We start from the raw sequence: 25,310 nt of genomic DNA on the forward strand, positions 1-25,310 counted from the left end.
CACCGCCCAAGCCTCGTCAGTCAGCTCACCACGACGTACCACCGGCACATCGTCAACGATCAACCACTACAAGATCGGCAGGACACGCCCTAGGCGCTGCCCGGTCGGCGGGCTGCTGCCGGCTGTCCGGGGAGACGCGGACCACGACCCTCGGCGCGGACGGTGGAGCCGCCGAGATCACCTCGGTAGGGTAGGTCCCGGTCGGCTCCGACCACCTAGATCCACACCGCCGGGGGGCGCCACGCATGGCTGATTCGTTCGCGCATCTGCACGTGCACACCGAGTACTCGATGCTCGACGGAGCGGCCCGGTTGAAGGACCTGTTCGCCGAGGCCAACCGGCTGGGCATGCCGGCGGTGGCGATCACCGACCACGGCAACATGCACGGCGCGAACGACTTCTACAACCAGGCGATGGCCGCCGGGATCACCCCGATCCTGGGCGTCGAGGCGTACGTGGCGCCGGAGTCGCGCTATCACAAGGCGCGGGTCAAGTGGGGTCGGCCGGAGCAGAAGAGCGACGACATTTCCGGTAACGGCGCGATCACCCACAAGACCATGTGGGCCAAGAACGCGCAGGGGCTCAAGAACCTCTTCACCCTCAACTCGCGCGCGTCCATGGAGGGGCACTACGTCAAGTGGCCCCGGATGGACATGGAGCTGATCGCCGAGCACGCCGAGGGCATCATGGCGACCACCGGCTGCCCGTCCGGCGCGGTGCAGACCCGCCTGCGGTTGGGGCAGTTCGACGAGGCGCTCAAGGTCGCCGCGAGCTACCAGGACATCTTCGGCAAGGACAACTACTTCCTGGAGATCATGGACCACGGCCTCTCCATCGAGAGCCGGGTCCGCGAGGGGCTCACCGAGATCGCCCGCAAGCTGGACATCCCGCCGGTCGTCACCAACGACTCGCACTACACGCACGAGGCGCAGGCGACCGCGCACGACGTGCTGCTGTGCGTGCAGACCGGCAGCAACATCGACGACCCGAACCGGTTCCGCTTCGAGGGCGGCGGCTACTTCGTCAAGAGCGCCGACCAGATGCGCGCTGTCGACTCGTCCGAGCTGTGGCAGCAGGGCTGCCGCAACACCCTGCTGGTGGCCGAGAAGGTCGACCCGAAGGGCATGTTCGAGTTCCACAACCTGATGCCGCGCTTCCCGGTGCCCGAGGGCGAGACCGAGGAGTCCTGGTTCCGCAAGGAGACCTTCGTCGGGCTGGCTCGCCGCTACCCGAACGGCATCCCGGAGGGGCACGTCGTCCAGGCCGAGTACGAGCTGGGCGTCATCAACCAGATGGGCTTCCCGTCGTACTTCCTCGTGGTCGCCGACTTCATCCAGTGGGCCAAGAACCAGGGCATCGCGGTGGGTCCGGGTCGTGGCTCGGCCGCCGGCTCGCTGGTGGCGTACGCGCTGGGCATCACCGACCTGGACCCGATCCAGCACGGTCTGATCTTCGAGCGGTTCCTCAACCCCGAGCGGGTCTCGATGCCGGATGTCGACATCGACTTCGACGAGCGTCGGCGCGGTGAGGTGATCAAGTACGTCACCGACAAGTGGGGTGAGGACAAGGTCGCCCAGATCGCGACCTTCGGCACGATCAAGGCGAAGGCCGCGATCAAGGACTCGGCCCGGGTGCTGGGTTTCCCGTACGCGGTCGGCGACCGGATCACCAAGGCGATGCCACCGGCCGTGATGGGTAAGGACATCCCGCTCACCGGCATCTTCGACCCGAAGCACCCCCGTTATGCCGAGGCCGGCGAGATCCGGGGTCTGTACGACTCGGACCCGGACGTGCGCAAGGTGATCGACACGGCCAAGGGCATCGAGGGGCTGATCCGCCAGACCGGTGTGCACGCCGCAGGCGTCATCATGTCCGCCGAGCCGATCATCGAGCACATCCCGTTGACGCGCCGTGACGCCGACGGGGCGATCATCACGCAGTTCGACTACCCGACCTGCGAGTCGCTCGGGCTGTTGAAGATGGACTTCCTCGGCCTGCGCAACCTGACGATCATCGACGACGCGGTCAAGAACATCGAGCTGAACCACGGCCTCAAGCTCGACCTGCTGGGCCTGCCGCTGAACGACAAGGCGGCGTACGACCTGCTGGCCCGCGGTGACACGCTGGGCGTGTTCCAGCTCGACGGTGGCCCGATGCGGTCGCTGCTGCGGCTGATGAAGCCGGACAACTTCGAGGACATCTCGGCCGTCCTGGCGCTGTACCGGCCCGGCCCGATGGGCGTCGACTCGCACACCAACTACGCGCTGCGCAAGAACGGCCTCCAGGAGATCACGCCGATCCACCCGGAGCTGGAGGAGCCGCTGCGGGAGATCCTGGCACCGACGCACGGCCTGATCGTCTACCAGGAGCAGGTGCAGCGCGCCGCGCAGATCCTCGCCGGCTACACGCTCGGTCAGGCGGACCTGCTGCGCCGGGCGATGGGTAAGAAGAAGAAGGAGATCCTCGACAAGGAGTTCATCCCGTTCCGGGACGGCTGCCGCGAGCGCGGCTACTCCGACGAGGCGATCCAGGCCGTGTGGGACGTGCTGGTGCCGTTCGCCGGGTACGCCTTCAACAAGGCGCACTCCGCCGCGTACGGCCTGGTGTCCTACTGGACGGCGTACCTCAAGGCGCACTACCCGGCCGAGTACATGGCCGGACTGCTCACGTCCGTGGGTGACGACAAGGACAAGATGGCGCTGTACCTGTCCGAGTGTCGCCGGATGCGCATCCAGGTGCTGCCGCCGGACGTCAACACCTCGGCCGGGCCGTTCACCCCGGTCGGCAAGGACATCCGCTTCGGTCTGGCGGCGGTGCGCAACGTCGGCGCGAACGTGGTCGCCTCGATCATGCGGTGCCGGGACGAGAAGGGCGAGTACGCCGACTTCTACGACTTCCTGTCCAAGGTGGACGCGGTGGTCTGCAACAAGAAGACGATCGAATCGCTGATCAAGGCGGGCGCGTTCGACTCCCTCGACCATCCGCGCAAGGGCCTGCTCACGGTGCACGCCGACGCCATCGACGCGTACGCCGACGTGAAGCGCAAGGAGGCCGTCGGCCAGTACGACCTGTTCGGCGCCGGCTTCGGCGACGCGGACACCGGCAGCACGACGGTGATGCCGATCATCGGCGACAGCGAGTGGGAGAAGCGCGACAAGCTGGCCTTCGAGCGCGAGATGCTCGGGTTGTACGTCTCCGACCACCCGCTGTTCGGCCTGGAACACATCCTGGGCGCGGCGGCCGACACCACCATCGCCTCCCTCGCCGAGGACGGCGCGGTGCCCGACGGGGCGGTCGTCACCCTCGCGGGCATCCTGTCCGGGGTCCAGCGGCGGGTCACCAAGCAGGGACGGGCCTGGGCCTCGGCCACCCTGGAGGACCTGGCCGGCGGCGTGGAGACGCTGTTCTTCCCCAACACCTACGAGGTGATCGGCCAGTACATCGCCGAGGACGCCATCGTGGTGGTCAAGGGCCGGGTGGACCGCCGCGACGACACCCCCCGCATCATGGCGATGGACATGTCCATGCCGGACGTCAGCACCAGCGCCACCAACAAGCCGGTCACCCTCACCATCCCGGTGCACCGCTGCACGCCGCCACTTGTGGAACGCCTCAAGGAAACCCTGGTCCTGCACCCCGGCGACACCGAGGTGCACGTCAAGCTCCTCAACGGCGGGCGTACCACCACCCTGCGGCTGGGTCCGTTCCGGGTGGCGGCGACCACCGCGCTGATGGGTGACCTGAAGAGCGTCCTGGGCCCGGCCAACGTGAGCTGAGCTGGGCCTCGGTCCGGCCGGCATGCGCCGGCCGGACCGTCGAGCTCAACCCCGGTCGGGGGCCGCGATCTCGCGGAGCTGGCCGTCGGCCAGCCGCAGCCAGCGCTGCACGCCGATCTCGGCGAGGAACCGCTCGTCGTGGCTGACCACGACAAAGGCGCCCTGGTACGCGCTCAGCGCGCTCTCCAACTGGGCGACGCTGACCAGGTCCAGGTTGTTCGTCGGCTCGTCGAGCAGCAGCAGTTGCGGTGCCGGTTCCGCGCAGAGCACACACGCCAGGGTGGCGCGCAGCCGCTCACCGCCGGAGAGCACCCCGACGGGCAGGTTGACCCGGGTGCCCCGGAACAGGAAGCGGGCCAGCAGGTTCATCCGCCTGGCATCCGGCAGGCTCGGCGCGTACGCGGCGAAGTTCTCCGCCACCGTCCGGTCGAGGTCCAACAGGTCCAGGCGCTGCGACAGGTACGCGATCCGCCCGTCGGCCCGCTTGATCTCACCGCCGGCCGGTTCGAGGTCGCCGTTGACGAGCCGCAGCAGGGTCGACTTGCCGACGCCGTTCGCCCCGGTGAGCGCAATCCGCTCCGGGCCCCGGATCACCAGGTCGGCGCCGTCGCCACCGAACAGATCCCGGTCGTCGAAGCGGGCCCGCAGCCCCGTACCGGAGAAGACCGTCCGTCCGGCCGGGACCGTGGTGTCGGACAGGTCGACGGTGATCGTGTCCTCGTCCCGGACCGCGCGACCGGCCTCGTCGAGTCGGGCCTTGGCCGAGCCGAGCCGGGCGGAGTGGGTCTCCTGCGACTTGCCCGCCGACTCCTGTGCGCTGCGCTTGAGCCCTCCGGCGACGATCCGGGCCAGACCGGCGTTCTTCAGGTTCTTGGAGGCGTTGCTGGCCCGTCGGTCGGCCCGCTCACGGGCCTGCTGCATCTCCCGCTTCTCCCGCTTGACCTCCTGCTCGGCGTTGCGCAGGTTGCTCTCGGCCACCTCCCGCGCCGCCTGCACCGCCTCGGTGTACGCGGTGAAGGTGCCCCCGTACCAGTTGATCTCGCCGCGTTCCAGCTCGGCGATGCGGTCCATCCGGTCCAGCAGCTCCCGGTCATGGCTGACCAGCAGCAGGCAACCGGTGAAGTCGGTGAGCACGTCGTAGAGCTTGTGCCGAGCGGCCACGTCCAGGTTGTTGGTGGGCTCGTCGAGCAGCAGCACGTCCGGGCGGCGGAGTAGCTGCGCGGCCAGGCCGAGGGAGATCACCTGACCGCCGCTGAGTGTGTGCAGCGGCCGGTCGAGCGACAGGTCACCGAGCCCGAGCCGGTCCAGCTCGGACCGGGTGCGCTCCTCGACGTCCCAGTCGTCGCCGATCGTGGCGAAGTGCGCCTCGTCGGCGTCGCCGGCCTCGATGGCGTGCAGCGCCGCGATCCGTTCGGCGACGCCGAGCACCTGTGCCACGGCCAGGTCACCGGCCAGTGAAAGGGTCTGCGGCAGGTATCCGAGCAGCCCGTCGACGGTGATGCTGCCGCCGGTGGGTTGTAGCTCCCCGGCGATCAACCGCAGCAGCGTGCTCTTGCCGGCGCCGTTGGGTGCGACCAGGCCGGTGCGACCGCCGGGGACGGTGAAGGACAGCTCCGAGAAGACCGGGGTGTCGTCCGGCCAGGAGAAGGACAGGTTCGAGCAGACGACGAAGGCGTCAGACATTGCGGGTGACCTCAGAGGGTGGGCTGGGCGTGCGTGAGCCGCCCGACGACGAACGGGACCGGTGGAACGACGACATGGCCACGCCGGCCGCGCGCAGGCGCGCCGAACCGATGGCCGAACACGTCCGGTCTCACCCGGAGATGTCGTCGTCACCCGCCATGTCTGGTCTCCCTGGTCGTACCTCTCATCCAACCGGGCCAGTCTAACAACGAATCTGCGGCCCGCCAGCGGGTTCCCGGGTGGCCGCACACGGCCCCGCCGGCGCCGAACCGTGCACCGCCCTCGGCGTCGGTGCGGACCCGCGCTGCGCCGTGCGGAACGGCCGGCGAAGTTGAGGAGAGCGTTAAGTTTGTCAGCTTGCGTACCGTCCGTCGGTGGCCTTCGGTGTGCCGGCGCACCGGTGGTCGTGGGCGGGGTGGTACACCGACGGTGGCCTGCGCCCGAGGGTCGTTCGTCTCCCCGATGCCCGGACCGTTCCCGGGCCTCCAGAGCCCGGCGGAATCACCCTGGGCACGCCGATGGCCCGCGCGAAATCAAGAGGACGTCCAGTGGCCATCCATTGGCCGTTGTCACAGTGCTCGCCGCAGGTGAGGCACGACAATCCACATCGTTGTCGGCCATCCGGAAAAGGCGGATCATCAGCGACCTTTCCCACGGTTTGAGCAGCTCCGGAAGGTTTCATGACCCCCCAACATCGCCCCGAACATCGATCTGCGACGCCGCGCCTCGGTCGCCGGTCCTTCGCCTCCCTCGTCGGCTTCGCCTCGGTCGCGGCCGGCGGCGCGGTCGTCGCCTCCAATTCGGACCGACTACCGTTCTTCGGTGCGGACGGTCCGCCGCCGAGCGACGTGGGGCCACGGACCGAGGCGGTCAGCCTCAACACCTCCGCCAACACGTCCGTCGAACAGAGCTACATGGACGCCAAGTCGGCGACCGAGCTGCGCAAGGCCGCGGAGGCGAGCGCCTCGGACGTCATCCTGTCCCGGCCCTCCGCCGCCGCCGCGCAGGCGAAGGCATCGGTGCCGGAGGGCTTCCCCAACGATCCGATCCTGCACCTCGCGAACCGGGCCACGTTCGGCGCGACGCCCGCGCTGCTCGCCCGGATCAAGTCCATGGGCATCGACGCCTGGATCGACCAGCAGTTGAAGCCGGACTCGATTCCGTACACGACGGCCGAGGTGAAGATCAAGGAACTGCCCGGGATTCATCTCACCCTGGCCCAGGCCTCCGCCACGATCCACACGAACAAGGTGATGGACAGCCTCGCCGACGAGTACCTGTGGGCGACGACGGCGCGCATGATCTGGTCCGACCGGCAGTTGTTCGAGCGGGTCGTCGACTTCTGCACGGACCGGATCAACGTCCCCATGCACTTCGACTTCGGGTCGGTGAGCGCGCCGTACTTCGGGCGGGACGTCATCCGCAAGCACGCGTTCGGCAAGTACGCCGACATGCTCGTCGCCGCGGTGCAGCACGCCGGCCTGGTCATCTACCTCAACCAGTCCCAGTCGCAGAAGGCCCGGCCCAACGAGAACCTGGCTCGGGAACTCCTCGAACTGCACACCGTCGGGGCCGGCGGTGGCTACACGGAGGAGGACGTCCGGCAGGCAGCCCTGCTGCAGACCGGCCTGGGGGTCATCGGTGGAAAGGTGGTCACGGACGCCGGGCACTACACCTTCGCCTTCCGCCCCAACAACCACTACACCGGGCCCATCAAGATCATGGGCTTCAGTCACCCGAACGCATCGGCGGACAAGGGTCTGGAGGTGATCAAGGCCTACGTGAACCACGTCGTGCGCCTGCCGGCCGCCGCCAAGAGCTTCGCCCGCGAGCTGGCCACGAAGTTCGTGTCGGACAAGCCGTCGGACGCCCTCGTCGACAAGCTGGCCAAGGTCTACCTGGACAACGACACCGCGATCGTCCCCGTCGTCCGGGCGATGTTCAGCTCGGTGGAGTTCTGGGCCTCACCGTTCGCGAAGATGCACCGACCGAGCGAGTACCTCGTCTCGATCTACCGGAAGCTGGGGGTGCAGCCGCAGACGGCTCCCGGCTACAAACCGCCGAGCGCCCCCGCGCGGACGCCGTTCGCCGACGGGCTGCGGGGGATGGGCACCGTGCTGAACAACATGGGTCAGGTGCCCGTGCACCGCGGCACACCGGACGGCTGGTCCGATGTCGCCACCGCCTACCTCGGCATCTCGTGGATGTCCACGGCGTGGACCGAGATCGACTTCGTGTTGCGCGGAGGCCGTCCGGCACTGCGTTTCCCCACCGCGGCCAACCTGTTGCCGAGTCCACAGCCCGCCACCGCCGGCGCCTGCGTCGACGCCCTGGCGCAACGACTGGTCGCCCAGAAGCCGACGAGCGCGCAGCGCGCCCTCCTGTTGTCCATTGCCGAGGTCGGTGCCGACAGTCCGGCCAGCGCCACGGCTTTCCAGGGTGCGCTCGTCGACATCGCCAAAGCCCTGCTCGCCTCGCCGCAGAGTCTCCTTCGATGATGGGAAGCAACGTGTACCCCAACGGCCGTGGGCAGGAGAAGCTGCCCGACCCCGCAGAGGTGGCGCTGCGTGCCGCGTACGAGGCCACCGCCTCGAACAACGCCGCGATCCGCGACGACTTCCTCCGACTGTCGGATGTGGAGGAGGCCCAGCAGGAGGGTCGTGGCGTGACCCGACGCGCGGTCGTCGGCGGTGCCGTCGGGGCGGCAGCCGCCCTGGCGACCGCCGAGTTCGCGGTCACGAAGGCGGCGTACGCCGCGGCGCCGACCGGATCAGGCAAAACGCTGATCAACATCTTCCTCGTCGGCGCGTGCGACGGGTTGGGGCTTCTCGCGCCGGGCGACGACGCGATACTCAAGGCCGTCCGACCCAACCTGCTGCTGGACCGCACCGCCATCCCCCTCGAACGGGGGTTCGTGCTCAACAGCGCGTTCACGCCGCTGAAGCCGCTGATCGACGCCGGTCGGGTGGCCTTCGTACCGGCCGTGTCGGACAACAAGCTGCCGCGCAGCCACTTCCAGAGCATCGACATCTGCAGTCTGGGTGGGCTGCCCTCGGAGACGAAGGGCACCGGTTGGCTGGACCGTCTGCTGGACAACCTCGGACCGACCACCACGTTCCAGGCCGTCAACATCGGGGCGCAGACGTCCCGGACGCTCGTCGGCAACCACGTCCCGCTCTCGATCGCCAGTCTCAAGGCCCTCGGAGTACGAGGTGACGCGCGCTACCACGAGCGGACGTTGAAGGCCATCGAAGGGCTCTTCCACGGGCTCGCCCACCCGGCCGGTGACGTGATCGCCAACGGGATGCAGGCCATTCGGACCGCCGAGAAGCTGACCTCCACCGCGTACAAGCCGGCCAACGGAGCGGTGTACACCGGTGCGGTCGGCACCGGGTTGCAGTCCGTCGCCCAGCTGCTGCGGGGTGACGTCCCGGTGGAGGTGATCAACATGGCCTTCGGCGGGTACGACACCCACGCCGCCGAGGGAGTCAACTCCGGTGGTCACCTGTACAACCTGCTCTCCGACCTCGCCAAGGGACTGGCCGCCTTCTTCGCCGACCTGGGTACGAAGGCACAGAACACCACTGTCATCGTCACGACCGAGTTCGGTCGCCGGGTCGCGCAGAACAACGACGGGACCGACCACGGGCACGGTGGCGTCGCGATCGTGGTCTCCGGTCGCAAGCTCGCCGGCAAGGTCATCGGCGGGTGGAAGGGGCTGAAGGAACTCGACAACGGCGACGTGCCGGCGACGAACAACATGTTCGGGCTCTACGGCAAGGTCGCCCAGGGCGTCTTCGGCCTCACGGACTCGGCGGTCAAGAAGGTCTTCCCCAACAACCCGGCGGTCTCCTTCTCCATCTTCGGCTGACCGCCACTTTCGTCGTGCTGCCCGCGGTCGAGTCGGCCGTGGGCGGCACGACGGCATCGGACCGCACCGGTCGATGCCTCTCGACAGAAGAACGGATACGAATGCTCACTCGGATCAACCCGCGTCGCCTGGTGGCGGCAATGGTCACGGCGGCGCTGGTCGCCGTGGCCGTCGCCGTACCGGCAGCGGCGGCCGGACCGTCGACAGTGGTCGGCGTGGCCAGTGGCCGTTGCCTGGACGTGGTCGGCAACCTCAAGACCGCCGGCACCGGCATCAACATCTACGACTGCAAGGGCTCGGCGAACCAGGCGTGGACGCTCACCTCGACCGGTGAGCTGCGGGTCTACGACGACACGATGTGCCTGGACGTCGTCGCCCAGGACACGTCCTCACCGGCCACGGTGCAGATCTACGGCTGCACCGGCGGCGCGAACCAGCGGTGGCGGATCAACACCGACGGGACCATCGTCGGTACCCAGTCCGGTCTGTGCCTGGATGCCGCCGGTACGGCCAACAGCGCGCTCGTCAGCCTGTTGACCTGCACGGGGCAGGCCAACCAACGCTGGACGACGGCGCTGGGCAGCACGGACACCCAGCCGCCCAGCACGCCGGGCAGCCCGCGGGTGAGCGGCCTGACCTGCAACTCGGTGACGTTCGCCTGGAACGCGTCGACGGACAACGTCGCCGTGGCCTTCTACGACGTCTACCACGACGGTCAGTTGATCAAGTCGGTGAGCGGCTCGACGGTGTCGACCAGCCTGACGGTGGTCGGCGGGGCGACCTGGGGGCTGTACGTCAACGCCCGCGACGCCGCCGGCAACGTGTCGCAGGCCAGCTCCACCGTCTCGATCTCCCCACCGCCCTGCCAGGCGGACACCCAGGTGCCCACCGCGCCGCAGCAGCTCACCGGTGTCGCCTCGGGTACGACGGTGACGCTGAGCTGGGTCGCGTCGACGGACAACGTCGGGGTCGCCGCGTACGACGTGTACCGCGCTGGCGTGAAGGTCGGCACGGTCGCCGGTACGCCGCCGGCCACCACCTTCATCGACAGTGGACTCGCGGCGACCACGGCGTACCAGTACTACGTGGTGGCCCGGGACGCGCAGGGCAATGTCTCGTCGCGCAGCGGCACGACGACGGTGACCACCGGCGCCGCGTGCGCCAACCCGGTCTGCACCGTGCGGCAGGTGGCCACCGACACCGACATTCCGTGGGGGTTGGTGACGTTGCCGGACGGCAGCGTTCTCTACAGCCGCCGGGACGCGCAGGACATCGTGCAGCTGAACCCGACGACCGGTGTCAAGACGTCGGTGGGCACGGTGCCGAACGTGCAGAGCACCGATGGTGAGGGTGGCCTGCTGGGTCTGGCGATCTCGTCGAGCTTCGCCAGTGACCGGTGGTTGTACATCATGCACACGTCGCCGAGTGACAACCGGATCGTGCGTATCAAGCTGGAGAACGGTCGGTTGACCACCTCCAGCGAGCAGATCCTGATCAGCGGGATCCGGCGCAACAAGTTCCACAACGGTGGCCGGCTGCGGTTCGGTCCCGACGGCAAGCTGTACGCCAGTACGGGTGATGCGCAGAACGGCACGTACGCGCAGGATCGCGCGGCCCTGGAGGGCAAGGTGCTGCGGTTGAACCCGGATGGCAGCGTGCCGTCGGACAACCCGTTCGGTAACTACGTGTGGAGTTACGGTCACCGCAACCCGCAGGGGTTGGCGTTCGACTCGCAGGGCCGCCTGTGGGAGCAGGAGTTCGGCAACTCCATCATGGACGAGACGAATCTGATCACCAAGGGTGGGAACTACGGGTGGCCGGCGTGTGAGGGCACCAGTGGCACCTGTGGCACGGCGGGCTATATCGCGCCGGTGCGTACGTATCCGACGGCCGAGGGTTCCTGCTCGGGTATCGCGGTGGTGCGGGACGCCCTGTATGTCGCCTGCGCTCGTGGTACGCGCCTGTACCGGGGTGTGATCAGTGGTAGCAGTCTGACGAACGTGCAGACGTACTTCAGTGGCACCTACGGCCGGCTGCGCACTGTCGAGCCGTCGCCCGACGGCGGCCTGTGGCTCACGACCACGACCACCGGTGACAAGGACAGCATCCCGAACAACAGCAACGAAAAGATCCTGCACGTCACCCTCGGCAGCTGATCCGTTGTGCCCCCGCCGACCCGTCGGCGGGGGCACAACGGCATCCGCCGACGCCACCCCGGCCCGCTCAGCGGGGGCGGTACTCGACCTCGGGGCGGCCGGGGGTGCCGTAGCGGGGGGTGCGGACGGCCCGGTCGATCGTCACCAGGTACTCCAGGTAGCGACGGGCGGTCACCCGGGAGATCCCGGTCGCCGCGCTCACCTCGGTCGCCGACAACCCCGCCTCCGGGCCGGCGCCGTCGGCCAGCGCCGCGCGTACCCGGGTGAGGGTCTGGGCGTCGAGCCCCTTGGGCAGGCTGTGTCCGGCGGTGCCCCGCAGGGTGGCGAACATCCGGTCCACGTCGTGCTGGGCGGCCACCTCGCCGTCGGCGAGCGCCTGGGCGCGGTAGTCCGCGTAGCGTTCCAGCTTGTCGCGGAACGCCGCGAACGTGAACGGTTTGAGCAGGTAGTGGGTCACCCCGAGGGACACCGCGGTGCGCACCACCGCGAGGTCCCGCGCGGAGGTCACCGCGAGCACGTCGACGCTGCTGCCGGCCGCGCGCAGCGCCCGACAGACGTCCAGGCCGTGCAGGTCGGGGAGCCGAAAATCCAGGAGTACGAGGTCCACGTCGCCGCCGTCGTTGGCGCGCAGGGCCGCCATCGCCGCCCGTGCGGTGTGTGCCACCCCGACCACCGCGAACCCGGGGACCCGCCCGGTGTACGCGGCGTGCGCCTCGGCCAGCAGCGGCTCGTCCTCGACGACCAGTACCCGGATGTCGGTCATCGCGTGCCGCCGAGCGGTAGTCGGACCGTGAACAGGCTGCCGCCGTCGTCCGAGCGGGTCACCTCGGCGCTGCCGCCGTGGCGGCGCACGACCTGCCCGATCAGCGCCAGACCGAGGCCCCGCCCGGTGCTCTTGGTGGACCAGCCGCGTCGGAACGCGTCCGCCACCCGGTCCTTCGCCAGTCCTGGGCCGCTGTCGGCGACCCGGACCACCAACTCGTCGTCGACAGCGCCGACGAAGACCCGCACGGTACGCGGCGGGGGCGTACCGGCGACCGCCTCCAGGGCGTTGTCGACGAGGTTGCCGACGACGGTGAGCAGGTCGTTCGTCGGCAGCGGGCTGTCGTCGAGGCGGCAGTCCGGCTCGATCACCAGGTCCACGCCGCGCTCGCCGGCCTGTGCGGACTTGCCGAGCAGCAGCGCGGCGAGGGCCGGCTCGGTGACCGCGTCGACCACCCGGTCGGTGAGCTGCTGGGCGAGGGTCAGGTCGCGGGTGCCGAGCCGGACCGCCTCGTCGGCGCGGCCCAGCTCCACAAGCGTGAGCACGGTGTGCAGACGGTTGGCCGACTCGTGGGTCTGCGCCTGCAACGCCTCGGTCAGCGCGCGGACCGAGTCCAGCTCGCTGGCGAGGGCTCGCAGCTCGGTCTGGTCGCGCAGGGTCAGCACGGTGCCGAGCGCCGAGCCCTCGAAGCGGGCGGTTCGCTGGTTGGCCACCAGCACCCGGTCACCGGCCAGCATGGGTTCGTCGAGGGCGTCGCGGCCGGAGCCGAGCAGCTCGGCCACCGCGGGTGGCAGGTCCACGCCGGCGACCGGCTGGTCGATGACCGGCTCGTCCGCGTCCAGCCCGAGCAGCCGTCGGCCCTCGTCGTTGATCAGGGCCACCCGCCGGTCGGTTGTCAGCACGACGAGACCCTCGCGCACCGAGTGCAGGACCGCGTCGTAGTACTCGTACATCCGGGTCATCTGCGTCGGTCCGAGGCCGTGGGTCTGGCGGCGCAGGCGTCGGCTGAGCAGCCACGAACCGGTTGCGGCGAGCGCGAGCGCCGGCGCGGCGACGCCGAGGAGCACGGGAAGCTGGCGCAGCAGCTTGCGGTTGATCGCCCGGGTGGTGATGCCCACCGAGACCAGACCGATGATGCGCTGCTGCTCGTCGTACACCGGAACGACCGCGCGCACCGACTCGCCGAGCGTCCCGACGTTGGTGGTGGTGAACGGATGGCCCGCCAGGGCGGGCCCGATCTCGCCGACGAACGGCTCGCCGATCTGCCTCCGGGTGGGATGGGAGAAGCGGGTGCGATCGGGGGCCATCACGACCACGAAGTCGGTGCCCGTGGCGTGCCGGGTCGACTCGGCGTACGGCTGGAGGGTGCGGGCGGGGTCGGCGGTCGTGAGGGCGGCGCGGACGTCGGGGGAGTTGGCCACGGTCTGCGCCACCGCGAGCACCTCCTCCTGCGCGGCCTGGCGGGAGTCCGTGCGGGCCAGCCAGACGGCACCCGCCGCGCCGGCCAGCACGAGCAGCGTGACCACCACCGCCTGGAGCGCGAAGAGCTGCCCGGCGATGCTCCACTGGCGTCGGGCCACCTCCAACACCTCCCTGAGGTTTTCGCGGTGAACAGAATGACCGCAAGGCTGTCAACGGGTGAGACGCGCTTCACATTGTCGACATGGACACCACCGCACCCACCACCACTGCGGAGCCGCCGGCCCGCCGGGACCGTACCCGCTTTTTGTATCTGGCCGTCATCGCGGCCGTGCTCGCCGGCATCGTGGTCGGCCTGGTCGCTCCCGATTTCGGCAAGGAACTCAAGCCGATCGGCACCGGCTTCGTCAACCTGATCAAGATGATGATCAGCCCGGTCATCTTCTGCACCATCGTGCTCGGGGTCGGGTCGGTCCGGCAGGCCGCGAAGGTCGGCAAGGTCGGCGGCCTCGCCCTCGGCTACTTCCTCACCATGTCGACGGTCGCGCTCGCCATCGGCCTGGTCGTCGGCAACCTCATCCACCCCGGCTCCGGCCTGAACCTGGGCCCGGACCTCGCGGGCGCGGGCAAGGCCGCCGCCGGTGGCGAGGCCGCCGGTACGACGGAGTTCCTGCTCGGGATCATCCCGACCACGATGCTCTCCGCGCTCACCGAGGGCGAGGTGCTCCAGACGCTGCTGGTGGCGCTGCTCGTCGGCTTCGCCGTGCAGGCGATGGGTCGGCGTGGTGAACCGGTGCTCGGCGCGATCGCCGTCATCCAGCGGGTGGTGTTCAAGGTTCTTGCCATGATCATGTGGTTGGCGCCGATCGGCGCGTTCGGGGCCATGGCCGCCGTGGTCGGCGCGACCGGCATGGACGCCCTCAAGAGCCTCGCCCAGATCATGCTCGGCTTCTACGCCACCTGTCTGATCTTCGTGCTGGTGGTCCTGGGCGCGCTGCTCTGGTTCATCGCCCGGATCTCGATCTTCTCGCTGCTGCGGTACCTGGGCCGGGAGTTCCTGCTGATCCTGTCGACGTCGTCGTCGGAGTCGGCGCTGCCCCGGCTGATCGCCAAGATGGAGCACTTCGGCGTCAGCAAGCCGGTCGTCGGCATCACGGTGCCGACCGGCTACTCGTTCAACCTGGACGGCACGGCCATCTACCTGACGATGGCGTCGCTGTTCATCGCCGACGCGCTGGGCAATCCGCTCTCCATCGGCGAGCAGGTGTCGCTGCTGCTGTTCATGATCATCGCGTCGAAGGGTGCGGCGGGCGTGACCGGGGCCGGCATCGCCACGCTGGCCGGTGGCCTCCAGTCGCACCGTCCGGACCTCGTCGACGGGGTAGGGCTGATCGTCGGCATCGACCGGTTCATGTCGGAGGCCCGCGCGCTGACGAACTTCGCCGGCAACGCGGTGGCGACCGTGCTGGTGGGCACCTGGACCGGCGAGTTCGACCGGGAACGGGCGACCGCGGTGCTGCGCGGCGACGACCCGTTCGACGAGGCCACCATGCTCGACGACCACGACGACGAGCCGGCGCGGCGTCGGTCCGACGACGGGAAGGTGACCACCCCGGCCTGAGTCCGGGTCGGCGGCGAGATCGGGGTGTCCGTGTTCCAGGGAGCCCCGCCGTCGCCGCACTCGTTTCGATCACCATGAGTCCGTAGCGGGGTGGCGAGCCCTGCGCATTGACAGCCGCATATTTCGTTCATGCGTGGTGGTAATGTCACTCTAGGCGACGATAGTGAAATTGCGTCAAGGTGACATGTTTGGTTACGCGCCGACAATATTTGTGACTTACCTAACCGTTTTCTTCTCTATTGCGTCACGAATTGGGTGCGTAAACAGCGCCCGGTATCTTCCCTGAGTGCCTGACGCCTCTCGACAGTTGATTGCCGACCGTTACCGGCTGGTCCGTCCACTCGGCCAGGGTGGGATGGGCCGCGTGTGGCTCGCCCGGGACGAGATGCTCCACCGGGACGTCGCCATCAAGGAGCTGGTGGCGTCGCCCGGTCTGCCGGACGGCGAGCGCCGGGAGATGCGGGAACGGTCTATGCGCGAGGCGCGGGCGGTCGCCCGGCTGGGCCACGTCAACGTGGTACGGGTCTTCGACGTCCTGCACTCGGGCGACGACCCGTGGATCGTCATGGAACTGGTCCCGTCCCGGTCCCTGCAGGAGGTGCTCACGGCCGAGGGGTCGATGTCGGCGTCCCGTGCCGCGAGGATCGGGTTGGGCGTGCTGGCCGCGTTGCGCGCCGCGCACCGGGCCGGCGTTCTGCACCGGGACGTCAAGCCGGCCAATGTGCTGCTCGCCCACGACGGCAGAGTGGTGTTGACCGACTTCGGCCTGGCAACGCTCCCCGGCGACCCACGGATGACCCAGACCGGGATGGTGCTCGGCTCGCCGGCGTTCCTCGCCCCGGAGCGAGCCACCGACGGTACGGTGGGCCCAGCCGCGGACCTCTGGTCGCTCGGTGCCACCCTCTATGCGGCGGTCGAGGGTCGCACCCCCTACCAGCGGTCGTCATCGATCGCCACACTGGCGGCGCTCGTGACCGAGCCGCCGCCGCAAGCCCAGCGGGCCGGTCAGCTGACCCCACTGCTTGAAGGGCTACTGCGCCGGGAGCCGAACCAGCGGATCAGTGGCGAGGAGGCTGAGCGGCTGCTCCGCCAGGCCGTCAACCTGAGCGAGCAGGACGCTCCGGAGGGCAGCAACGTCGACGACCCGGTCGCTGCGGGGAATGGCGACGGCGACGGTTCGATCGCCGGGGCGGACGACATCCGTAGGGCGCTCCGGCCGGAGATCGTGCCCGGGCTGGTCACCGCCGAAGTCAGCCCGCCCGCGCCGGGAGGTGCTACCGACGTGCCCTTATCGACGGGAGGGCGCATGCGTCGGGCCCGGCTGAGCGGCGCACTGGCCGCCGGCCTACTGCTGGTGGTGCTGGTGACCGCGACGGTGCTCAACGGTGGGCTGCGCGGCGACGTGAGCGACAAGTCGGCTGCGGCACCGACCGCGAACCCGTCGGCGAGCGGCTTGTCGGAGATCAGGGCGCTGCCGCCTGCGGGTTGGCACTACTACCACGATGATCCCCGCTTTATCCTGCCGTTGCCGGACGGCTGGCAGGCACAGCGTGACGGTGGGCGGGTCGAGTTCCGTGAGCCGGACGGCAGGCGGCTGCTCGTCGTCGACGAACTCCGGCCCATCCCCGGGGACCTTCCTGGCGACCTGCGGACGAGGGAAGCGGCCGAACGCGAGCGGTACGCCGACTACCGGCAGGTGCGGCTCACTGCGCTACGTCTTCAGGTGCGGGCCGCAGAATGGGAGTGGACGTACACCGACGAGGACGGCACGCCGATGCGGGCGGTGAGTCGGGCGTTCGTCGCCCAGAACGGGCACGGCTATTCGATCCGCTGGACCACCCCGGCCGCCGAATGGTCCGCGAGCACGGACCTCTATGCGCTCATCACGGATGGCTTTGGAGGCTTGCCGGTGGTGGGCGTCCCCCGGTCTGGACCCGCCGTGGGGCCGTCCTCGGCCGCGTCCGGGAAGTCCGCGCCGGAAAGCGGCCCCGGCGCGGCGGTCGCAAGAGATCCGGCCCAGCAGTCGGCGGCCCCGTCGCAGGGCGCCACTGACCCAGGGAAGCAGATCCTCGGGTTCGCGAGCAGTCGTTGCATCGAGATTCCGGGCGGCAACGCCACGGCTGGTGTCCGACTGCAGATCGGGGACTGTAGCCGGACGGCGAAGCAGCTGTGGACTTTTCCCGGTGACGGTACGGTCCGCTCGATGGGCAAGTGCCTGGACGTCGCCGGTGGCTCCACCGCGGAGGGCGCCGCCGTTCAACTGGCTGACTGCTCTGGCGCCAGTTCGCAGAGGTTCAACCTGAACAAGGCCCACGACCTGGTCAACATCCAAACGGCCAAGTGCGTTGACGTGCTCGACGCGAACATGGACAACGGTGCCCGGCTGCAGATCTGGCAGTGCAATGGCAAAGCCAACCAGAAATGGCGGACCAGTTGAGCGCCCACGCCGTCGGCGACGGATCGGTTCTGCCCCGCTGTCGGTGACGGAGGTTTCAGTTGACCAGCGTGCATCGAAATGCGGTCCATTATAGAGCGACAACTTTATTTTTGGTTTATTCCCAGCTGGGGGCCCGTTCTCGGCCGCGATCGAGGGAAACTGTTGACAGGCGGCTTTCCCGAATCGAATAATTTCCCTGCCTTGCTGCGAGCCGCACTTGGCATCCCACTGTGCTCGACTGTTGATACCTAGTCTTTCCGGAAGGGGAGGATCGGTAGATGACCAACTACCGCAGTTCACCGCAGCTTTCAAGGCGGGGTGTTCTTGCGTCGGCGGGTGCCGGTGCGGCGGCGGCGCTGCTGGGCGCCGCTGGTCGGCCGGGGGCCGCCGAAGCAGCCTTGCCCGGTCGTGCCGGGACGCGGGTCGTGGTGATCGGCGGTGGGATCGCCGGGGTCGCCGCTGCTTGGCTGATGGATGGGTATTGCAATGTGACGCTGCTGGAGGCGGCGTCCACGCTGGGCGGTCACAACGCCACCGTCCAGCTCGACGTCGATGGCCGTCAGGTGGCCGTCGATCTCGGTGCGCAGTTCTTCGGGTCAGCCTCACACCCGATCTATCACAAACTCGTGACGTCGGTTCTGCAGTTGCCGACCGTACCGAACGCCTTGTACAACACCGTCGCGCAGTATGGGGTGCCCACCCCGGTGATGGTCTCACCCTCGGCCGGGCGTCCGATCACCGACGTGCTGCCCTACCTGCCCGGGCTGCAGGCTATCGGCGCGGTCATGGCCGGGGCAAAGGACCTGGAGACTCGCCAAGACTGGGATACCACCGTCGGCGAGTTCGTCGAGGCATTGGCCATCGATGAAACTCTGAAACAGAGCCTTGTCTATCCGTTTGTGGCGTCCGTGAATGGCGCTTCGATCCCCCAGGCCAAGGCTTTCTCGGCGCGCGCCGCGTTGGCGCTCGGAGTTCGGCCGCTTGTCGGCGACGGTGCCGAGCAACGGACGGAGTACGTCAACGCAAGGGACGGTCTGCAAGCTGTCATCGCGGCTCTCGCCGGTGAGTTCACCACCGTGACCGCGCTGACCAACTCGGCTGCCACTGGGCTTTCTCGGAACGGTGCGCTGTACCGGGTCGTCGATGCCGCAGGTCGAGTGCACGTCGCGGAGCACGTGGTGCTGGCGCTACCACCGGAGCCGGCGACGACGCTGGTCGCTCAACTACCCGGTGCCGATCCGCTCGTTCGAGCCTACCGTCGCTTCGGGTACATGCCGGCGCGGATCGTCGTGCATCGGGACCCCGTTTACATGCCGGCTGCGTCCACGGACTGGTCGTCGTTCAACATCCTGCGAGACGGCGACCACGCAGAGGCGTCGATCGCCTTCCAGCAACTGCGCGGCGACGTCACCCTCTACAAGAGTTGGGCCCTGAACCGCCGGCAGGAGCCGGAGCAACTGCTGGCGGAGACGACCTTCCGCCACCCCGTGATCACGCCGGACTTCATCCGGGCGCAGTCCGTGCTGCACAGCAGAAACGGCTGCGATGGGCTCTGGTTCGCTGGCAGTCACGTTCTCGACGTGGACAGCCAGGAGAGCGCCCTCGTCACCGCTATCCGGGTGGCCGCCAAGCTGTCTCCGCTCTCACCGAACCGCCGCCGGCTGGGCACGTTGCCGCCGTCACCGGTGATCCCCTGACCATCCGCCGAACCTCGCGTCCTGGCCGGGCAGTATGACCCTGAGGGGCTGCGGCGCGTGCGTGGCCGCGGCCCCTCAACGCGACAACCCTCTCCGGAGGCCACTCCGAGTGCCACGAATCGCCTGCCGTCGTGGATCTGGAGCATCCGGTACGACGACCAGGCTGGCCCTCGCGGTCAGCTCGTCGCCACGACGGCCGTCGCACGAAACTCCTGCGGGCGACCACGACCCGCCGATTGATCTCCCTGGCATCGTCACCGATGTCCCGGACGTGGAGTTCGCAGTAGTGGTGCCACGCGTCTGGCGCACCCACGCCGCGGACCGTGCGTCGGTCCGGTCAGGGGATGACAGGTAGGCCGCTGTGGTAGAGGTGCTCGAACTGACGGTGAACCCAAAGGATGCGGCCGTCGGGGCGGACGACCTTGCGGAGGTCGGCGATGGTGACGTCCTGGGCGCGCAACGCGACGTGCAGCGTCCGGAGGGTGGCGCCCTCGGCGATGATCGGTGACGTCGGTGCGCCCGGGATCCGCTCCGCCAGACCGGCGCTGTGGTCGCCGGCGGTGAGCTGGTTCGCGGCCTCCGCAGCGGCGTTCAACGTCTCGTTCGCCATCGCGACCTGCTCCTCGACGGCTTTCCACTGATCGTCGTTGAACTCGAGTTTGAGTTCGGCCATACCCACGCCGAGCAGAGGCTTGAGGAGCATGGTGGTGGCCCTCAGCAGCGGCACGGCCCGGACCCACCACTCGCGTGAGACGTCGATGGTGTAGACGCCGGCGTCGCGCCGACCGGGCTCGAGGACGTGGACGGGCTGGAGCGAGTGTTCGCAGTACAACGTCAGCCGCATCCGGATGGACGTCCACTGCGGATTGCGCAGGGACGCCCCGACGGGAGTGAGGGTGAACAGCCGGGGGCCGTCCGCGGCCTCGTCGTTGAGTTGCCACATCAACGCGGTCAGCTGTGCGTTCACGCTCGCGAGGTTGGCCTTGACGGTGTCGCTGAGGTCGGTGAGCCGCTTACTGAGCACGCGGACATGGCTGTCCACCAGCGCCACGCCGTCCTGTAGGAGGGCCAGCGCGTCGTCGCTGGCGCGCGAACCGCCCAACAGCGAGTCGATGGCGGGAAAGGCGTCGCACCCGGAGATGGGGCACTGCGCGACGGTCTGGCCGTGCGCGTCGCGCAACTTGATGAGCTTGTCGACGTCGAACAGGCCCGCGCCCGGCGCGGCCAGACCGCAGTCGTCACGGCAGCCGACGAGGGCGACGGTGGTCAGGCCGGGCCAGAACCGCTCGATGCAGTAGCGGATCTCGTCGGTGACCTGTCGCAGGTAGGTGACGGCGTCCGGGCCGCGCACCTGGACCTGGACACCGACATCGGTACGCACCGTGAGAAGTGCGCGGGCACCGTACCGGCTCTGCAGGACCATGCCCTGCTGCCAGTGCACGCCCTGCAGGGAGTCGGGCTCCGTGTAGCGCTGGTGATGCAGGCGGACGATGAGCCGGTACATCAGGGAGTCGGGAATGACCACGCGGCCCGCGGGCCCCTCCGAGATGCGGCACACCTCCAGGTACTCGCGGTCGCCGGGGCGGAAGTCGACCCACGCCCTGCGCAGGTCCGGCTGTGCGACGGGAACGAGTTGCGCGATGAGGCTCACCGGCTGGGGAGAGGCGTCGAGGGAGACCTGGTACGTCAGCTCGAAGCGCCCCATGAGCGCCAGGAACAGTCGCTGCTGTTCCCTCGTGTAGACCGTGCCGTCGGGCGCCTGCGCGGCGCTCCACAGCCTCCCGAGCGTGCGGTGTTCGACGAGACCGAGGGCGTCGACGGCGTCCCGGCTGTCGAGGACGGCGGCGATCGCGACGTTGAGCCAGTCCGGTTGGAGGATCACGAACGCGGCCAGTGCGTCGTCGTCCGCGTAGTAGATCCACTTACCCAGGTGGTGGGCATTGCTGGCCAGTGTGCGGGCCTGGAAGGCGTTCAGTCCCTGCGCGGCGGCCGCCGCCTCGTAGCCGTGGTAGTCGATCACCTGCTGGCCACCGGCGCTGACCGCCTCGATCGTCCGCTGCCAGCTTGCCGGGTAGTTACGGTGCACGTGCGGGAGCGTGCCAGCGGCCACGGCGATCGCCTCCCGTAGCGCCTCCAGCCGGTCGTCCGGGACGGCACTGTCGACCTCGTGGAAACCGACGATCAGATCGCCGAAGCGCTGCCGCAGGTGCTGTCCGTCGATGGAGTCCGCCCGCGAGGACGGGCCGCCGTGGGACGCGACCACGAGGACCCGGGCGTCCGGTGCCCGGTGCGCGATCATGGCGATCCAGGATTCCACCATGCCGGCCACGACACCCGGACGTGGTTTCCAGACGACGACGTAGACCGCTGCGGCGCTGAAGAACACCTGGTGGGCCGGCTGGTACGCCTGTTGGCCGCCGAAATCCCACCCGTTCAGGGTGATCTCGCGGCCGGCGTGGCTGACCACCAGCGGTTTGATGTCCATGCCCTGCGTCTGGTGGCGATCTCGCCAGGGTTCGCCTCGCAACGCGCCGAGCAGGGAACTCTTCCCGGCCTCGCCGGCACCCACGAACAGGAGCTTGGCCTCGGAGATCGAGATCCCGTCGGTGCCGACGTCCCGCAGGAACGCCAGCAGCGCTTCCGTGCCCTCCATCTCGGCGGCCAGCACCTCGGGCGCGAGCGGATTACCGCTCACGACGAGGGTCTGCAGCTTGGCGAGCCCGCCGATCGCGTCCGGCAGAGCCGTGAGCCGGTTGCCGTCCAGGTACAGCTCGACAAGGGAGGTCCAGTGCGCGACGGCGTCCGGCAGGGCCGTGAGCTGGTTGCCTTCGAGGGTCAGGTGGGTGAGCGAGGTCCAGGTGGCGACGGCGTCGGGCAGGGTGGTGAGCCGATTGCCGTCCAGGTGCAGCACGGTGAGGGAGGTCCAGTGCGCGACGGCGTCGGGCAGGGCGGTGAGCTGGTTGTCGGCCAGCCGCAGCGCGGTGAGGGAGGTCCAGGAGGCGGACGCGGCGGGCAGGGTGGTGAGGTGGTTGCCGTCCAGGCCCAGCGCGGTGAGGGAGGTCCAGTGCGCCACGGCGTCGGGCAGGGCCGTGAGCCGGTTGCCGGCCAGCCGCAGCACGACGAGGGAGGTCCAGCCGGCGACGGCCTCGGGCAGGGCGGTGAGCCGGTTGCGGTCCAGGCCCAGCGCGGTGAGGGAGGTCCAGGCGGCCACGGCGTCCGGTAACCCGCTGAGCCTGTTGTCACTCAGGTCGAGGGATCTGAGGGAGGTCCAGGCGGCGACGGCGTCCGGCAGGGTGTCCAGGGTGTTGTCGGACAGATCGAGGACTGTCACGTGAGCGAGAGCCGGACTGTCGCGGAGCAGCTCGGCCAGGTCGCCACTGGTGAGGCCGAGACCGCCGAGCTTGACATGCCCGTCGGTGGCGGCAGCTATGCGGTGCCGGGCCTCGACAATCGCACCGTCGTCCATGTCGAAAAGCGTAGTCCCTTGTGCACAATCGGTATCCACGGCCACGTCTGCCGGCGCCACCGCCTCCGCGCCGCGCCGTCTCCGGCCACGGCCGGGCAGACCCACCGACAGGCCGCCGATCGCCGATTGGCCGTCGCTCACCTGCGGTAACCCGCCTAGCGTCGGTGCCATGGAGATCGCGCAGGCGCAGCAGTTGTGGAAGCCGGAGCCCGGCTGGTTGAACACCGCCTCCTACGGGCTGCCGCCCGAGCCGGCCTGGACGGCGTTGCAGGACTCCCTCGCCCAGTGGCGGGTCGGCAGCACGTCCTGGGAGGGCTGGGGAGAGTCGGTGCAGCGGGCCCGGACGGCGTTCGCCGGCCTGATCGGGGTGCCCGACGCCGACGTGGCCGTCGGGGCGACGGTCTCCCAGATGCTCGCGCCGGTGGCGGCGTCCCTGCCGGCCGGCGCCACCGTTGTCGTTCCGGAGATCGAGTTCACCTCGAACCTGTTCCCCTGGCTGGTGCAGCAGGAGCGGGGCGTGACGGTCCGCACGGTGCCGGCGGACCGGCTGGCCGACGCGGTCGACGCCGACACGGACGTGGTCGCGTTCAGCCTGGTGCAGTCGTCCGACGGCGCCGTCGCCGCGTACGACGAGATCGTGGCCGCGGCCCAGGCGCACGGCGCGCTGGTGGTGGTGGACGCGACCCAGGCGTGCGGGTGGCTGCCGTTCGACGGCAGCCGGGCCGACGTGGTGGCCGTGGGCGGCTACAAGTGGCTGATGAACCCGCGCGGCACCGCGTACGCCTATCTCGCCCCCGCGCTGCGCGAGCGCCTGCGCCCCGACGCGGCCGGCTGGTACGCGGGCGGCGACCCGCACGCCTCCTACTACGGGCCGCCGCTACGGCTGGCCGACGACGCCCGCCGGTTCGACATCTCACCGGCCTGGTTCAGCTGGGTGGGCGCCGCCCCCGCCATGGAACTGGTCGCCGAGATCGGCGTGCCGGCGATCCAGACGCACGACGTGGCGCTGGCCAACCGGTTCCTGACCGGCCTGGGCCGGCAGCCGGGGGACAGCGCCATCGTCGCCGTCGACGTGCCGGACGCCCAGCAGCGCCTCGCGGCGGCCGGCATCCGCGCGGCGGTCCGGGCCGGCCGGGTCCGCGCCTCGTTCCACCTCTACTCGACCGAGGCGGACGTGGACGCCGCCCTGGAGGCGCTGGCGGGGTGACGCGGCTCAGGCCAGGTGACCGCCGATCTTCGTGTACCCGCGCAGCAGGTCACGGGAGATGATCAGGCGCTGCATCTCGTCGGTGCCCTCGAAGATGCGGTAGAGCCGGACCTGCCGGTACCAGCGCTCGATGGGCAGCTCCCGGGTGTAGCCCATGCCGCCGTGGATCTGGAGCACCCGGTCGACGACCCGGTTGACCATTCCGGCGCCGTAGAGCTTGCCCATCGACGACGCGTGCCGGGGGTCGAGGCCCTGATCGACGGTCCACGCCGAGCGCAGCACCAGCCAGCGGGCCGCCTCCAACTCGGTCTCCGAGTCGGCGATCATCCACTGGATGGCCTGGTTGGTGCCGATCTTCGCGCCGAACGTCTCCCGGGTGTTGGCGTACTCGATGGCCATCTGCAACACCCGCTCGGCGATGCCGATGGCGTGCGACGGGATGGTGTACCGGCCCTTGCCGATCCACTCCATGCCGAGGGTGAAGCCCTGCCCGATCTCGCCGAGGATGTTGCGGTGCGGCACGCGTACGCCGTCGAAGATCAGTGACGCCGGCCCGCCCTCGCCCATGGTCTGGATGAACTCGGAGCGCCAGCCCATCGCCCGGTCGACCAGGAACGCGGTCGCGCCGCCGTTGCGGGCGCCCTTCTCCCGGTCGGTCACCGCGACGACGATGGCGAAGTCGGCGTCGTGACCGCCGGTGATGAAGGTCTTCTCGCCGTCGAGGATCCAGTCGTCGCCGTCGCGGCGGGCGGAGAGCCGGATGTTGGCGGCGTCCGAGCCGGCCCCCGGCTCGGTGATCGCGAAGCAGGAACGGCGCTCGCCCTCGATCGTCGGGATGAGGAACTCCCGCTTCTGCTCCTCGGTCGCGTGGAACAGGATGTTGTCGGCCTCGCCGCCGAAGCGGAACGGCACGAACGTGTGGCCCAGCTCCGTCCAGATCAGTGACTGGAGGACGGCCGGCAGGTTCATCCCGCCGTACTCCTCGGGGGTCGCGAGGCCCCAGAAGCCGAACTTGCGCGCCTTGAGTTGCAGCTCGCGTACCTCGGAGTGGTCCAGGCTCGGCTGGTGCGCCCGCTCCCGGCGGAGAACCTCCGTTTCCAGCGGCATCACCTCGCGTTGGATGAACGACCGGGCGGTGTCCCGCACCGCCCGCTCCTCGTCGGTGAGCGAAAAGTCCACGATCGTCCTCCTGGCGTCGGCGTGGCCGGTCACCA

General features: G+C 69.4%; 13 protein-coding genes. 8 read left to right on the forward strand and 5 right to left on the reverse strand.

What is annotated here, in order from left to right; translation table 11 throughout:
- The first annotated feature begins 245 nt into the window (after positions 1–245).
- Complete coding sequence (gene dnaE / locus ABZU91_RS28825; protein WP_355247079.1) at positions 246–3,776, forward strand: DNA polymerase III subunit alpha; 3,531 nt, start codon at positions 246–248, stop codon at positions 3,774–3,776.
- A 45-nt stretch (positions 3,777–3,821) separates the two neighbouring features.
- On the opposite strand, the gene abc-f is transcribed toward dnaE, so the two are convergent.
- Positions 3,822–5,459 (reverse strand): ribosomal protection-like ABC-F family protein, encoded by a 1,638-nt coding sequence (gene abc-f, locus ABZU91_RS28830; protein ID WP_355247082.1) that lies wholly within the window; start codon positions 5,457–5,459, stop codon positions 3,822–3,824.
- A gap of 680 nt (positions 5,460–6,139) precedes the next feature.
- Here abc-f and ABZU91_RS28835 point away from each other — a divergent pair.
- From ABZU91_RS28835 to ABZU91_RS28845, 3 genes are all read left to right on the forward strand, one after another.
- Complete coding sequence (locus ABZU91_RS28835; RefSeq protein WP_355247084.1) at positions 6,140–7,957, forward strand: DUF1800 domain-containing protein; 1,818 nt, start codon at positions 6,140–6,142, stop codon at positions 7,955–7,957.
- Positions 7,954–9,330: a DUF1501 domain-containing protein gene (locus tag ABZU91_RS28840; protein ID WP_355247087.1), complete on the forward strand. Its 1,377-nt coding sequence runs from the start codon at positions 7,954–7,956 to the stop codon at positions 9,328–9,330. Before ABZU91_RS28835 ends, ABZU91_RS28840 begins: the two co-directional genes overlap by 4 nt.
- 101 nt (positions 9,331–9,431) lie before the next feature.
- A complete protein-coding gene (locus tag ABZU91_RS28845; protein WP_355247089.1) occupies positions 9,432–11,486 on the forward strand; it encodes a PQQ-dependent sugar dehydrogenase in 2,055 nt (684 codons plus the stop codon).
- Between the two features lie 67 nt (positions 11,487–11,553).
- On the opposite strand, the gene ABZU91_RS28850 is transcribed toward ABZU91_RS28845, so the two are convergent.
- Positions 11,554–12,249, reverse strand: a complete 696-nt coding sequence (locus ABZU91_RS28850; protein ID WP_355247092.1) for a response regulator — start codon at positions 12,247–12,249, stop codon at positions 11,554–11,556.
- On the reverse strand, positions 12,246–13,829 hold the full coding sequence (locus ABZU91_RS28855; RefSeq protein ID WP_355247094.1) for a sensor histidine kinase: 1,584 nt from the start codon (positions 13,827–13,829) through the stop codon (positions 12,246–12,248). Before ABZU91_RS28855 ends, ABZU91_RS28850 begins: the two co-directional genes overlap by 4 nt.
- A gap of 83 nt (positions 13,830–13,912) precedes the next feature.
- Between ABZU91_RS28855 and ABZU91_RS28860 the strand changes: the two genes are divergently transcribed.
- From ABZU91_RS28860 to ABZU91_RS28870, 3 genes are all read left to right on the forward strand, one after another.
- The gene (locus ABZU91_RS28860; protein ID WP_355247097.1) at positions 13,913–15,289 is read left to right on the forward strand and encodes a cation:dicarboxylase symporter family transporter; all 1,377 of its coding nucleotides are present in this window, start codon (positions 13,913–13,915) and stop codon (positions 15,287–15,289) included.
- A gap of 286 nt (positions 15,290–15,575) precedes the next feature.
- Positions 15,576–17,726: a serine/threonine protein kinase gene (locus ABZU91_RS28865; protein WP_355247100.1), complete on the forward strand. Its 2,151-nt coding sequence runs from the start codon at positions 15,576–15,578 to the stop codon at positions 17,724–17,726.
- A gap of 278 nt (positions 17,727–18,004) precedes the next feature.
- A complete protein-coding gene (locus ABZU91_RS28870) occupies positions 18,005–19,423 on the forward strand; it encodes an FAD-dependent oxidoreductase (RefSeq protein ID WP_355247103.1) in 1,419 nt (472 codons plus the stop codon).
- Positions 19,424–19,760: 337 nt separating this feature from the next.
- Here ABZU91_RS28870 and ABZU91_RS28875 read toward each other — a convergent pair whose 3' ends face one another.
- Positions 19,761–22,889, reverse strand: a complete 3,129-nt coding sequence (locus ABZU91_RS28875) for a COR domain-containing protein (RefSeq protein WP_355247106.1) — start codon at positions 22,887–22,889, stop codon at positions 19,761–19,763.
- A 169-nt stretch (positions 22,890–23,058) separates the two neighbouring features.
- Here ABZU91_RS28875 and ABZU91_RS28880 point away from each other — a divergent pair, with 169 nt between their 5' ends.
- The gene (locus tag ABZU91_RS28880) at positions 23,059–24,096 is read left to right on the forward strand and encodes an aminotransferase class V-fold PLP-dependent enzyme (RefSeq protein ID WP_355247108.1); all 1,038 of its coding nucleotides are present in this window, start codon (positions 23,059–23,061) and stop codon (positions 24,094–24,096) included.
- Between the two features lie 6 nt (positions 24,097–24,102).
- On the opposite strand, the gene ABZU91_RS28885 is transcribed toward ABZU91_RS28880, so the two are convergent.
- Positions 24,103–25,275 (reverse strand): acyl-CoA dehydrogenase family protein, encoded by a 1,173-nt coding sequence (locus ABZU91_RS28885; RefSeq protein WP_355247111.1) that lies wholly within the window; start codon positions 25,273–25,275, stop codon positions 24,103–24,105.
- Between the last annotated feature and the right edge of the window lie 35 nt (positions 25,276–25,310).

It is taken from the genome of Micromonospora sp. NPDC005174, assembly GCF_040608495.1.
Taxonomy (GTDB): Bacteria; Actinomycetota; Actinomycetes; order Mycobacteriales; family Micromonosporaceae; genus Micromonospora.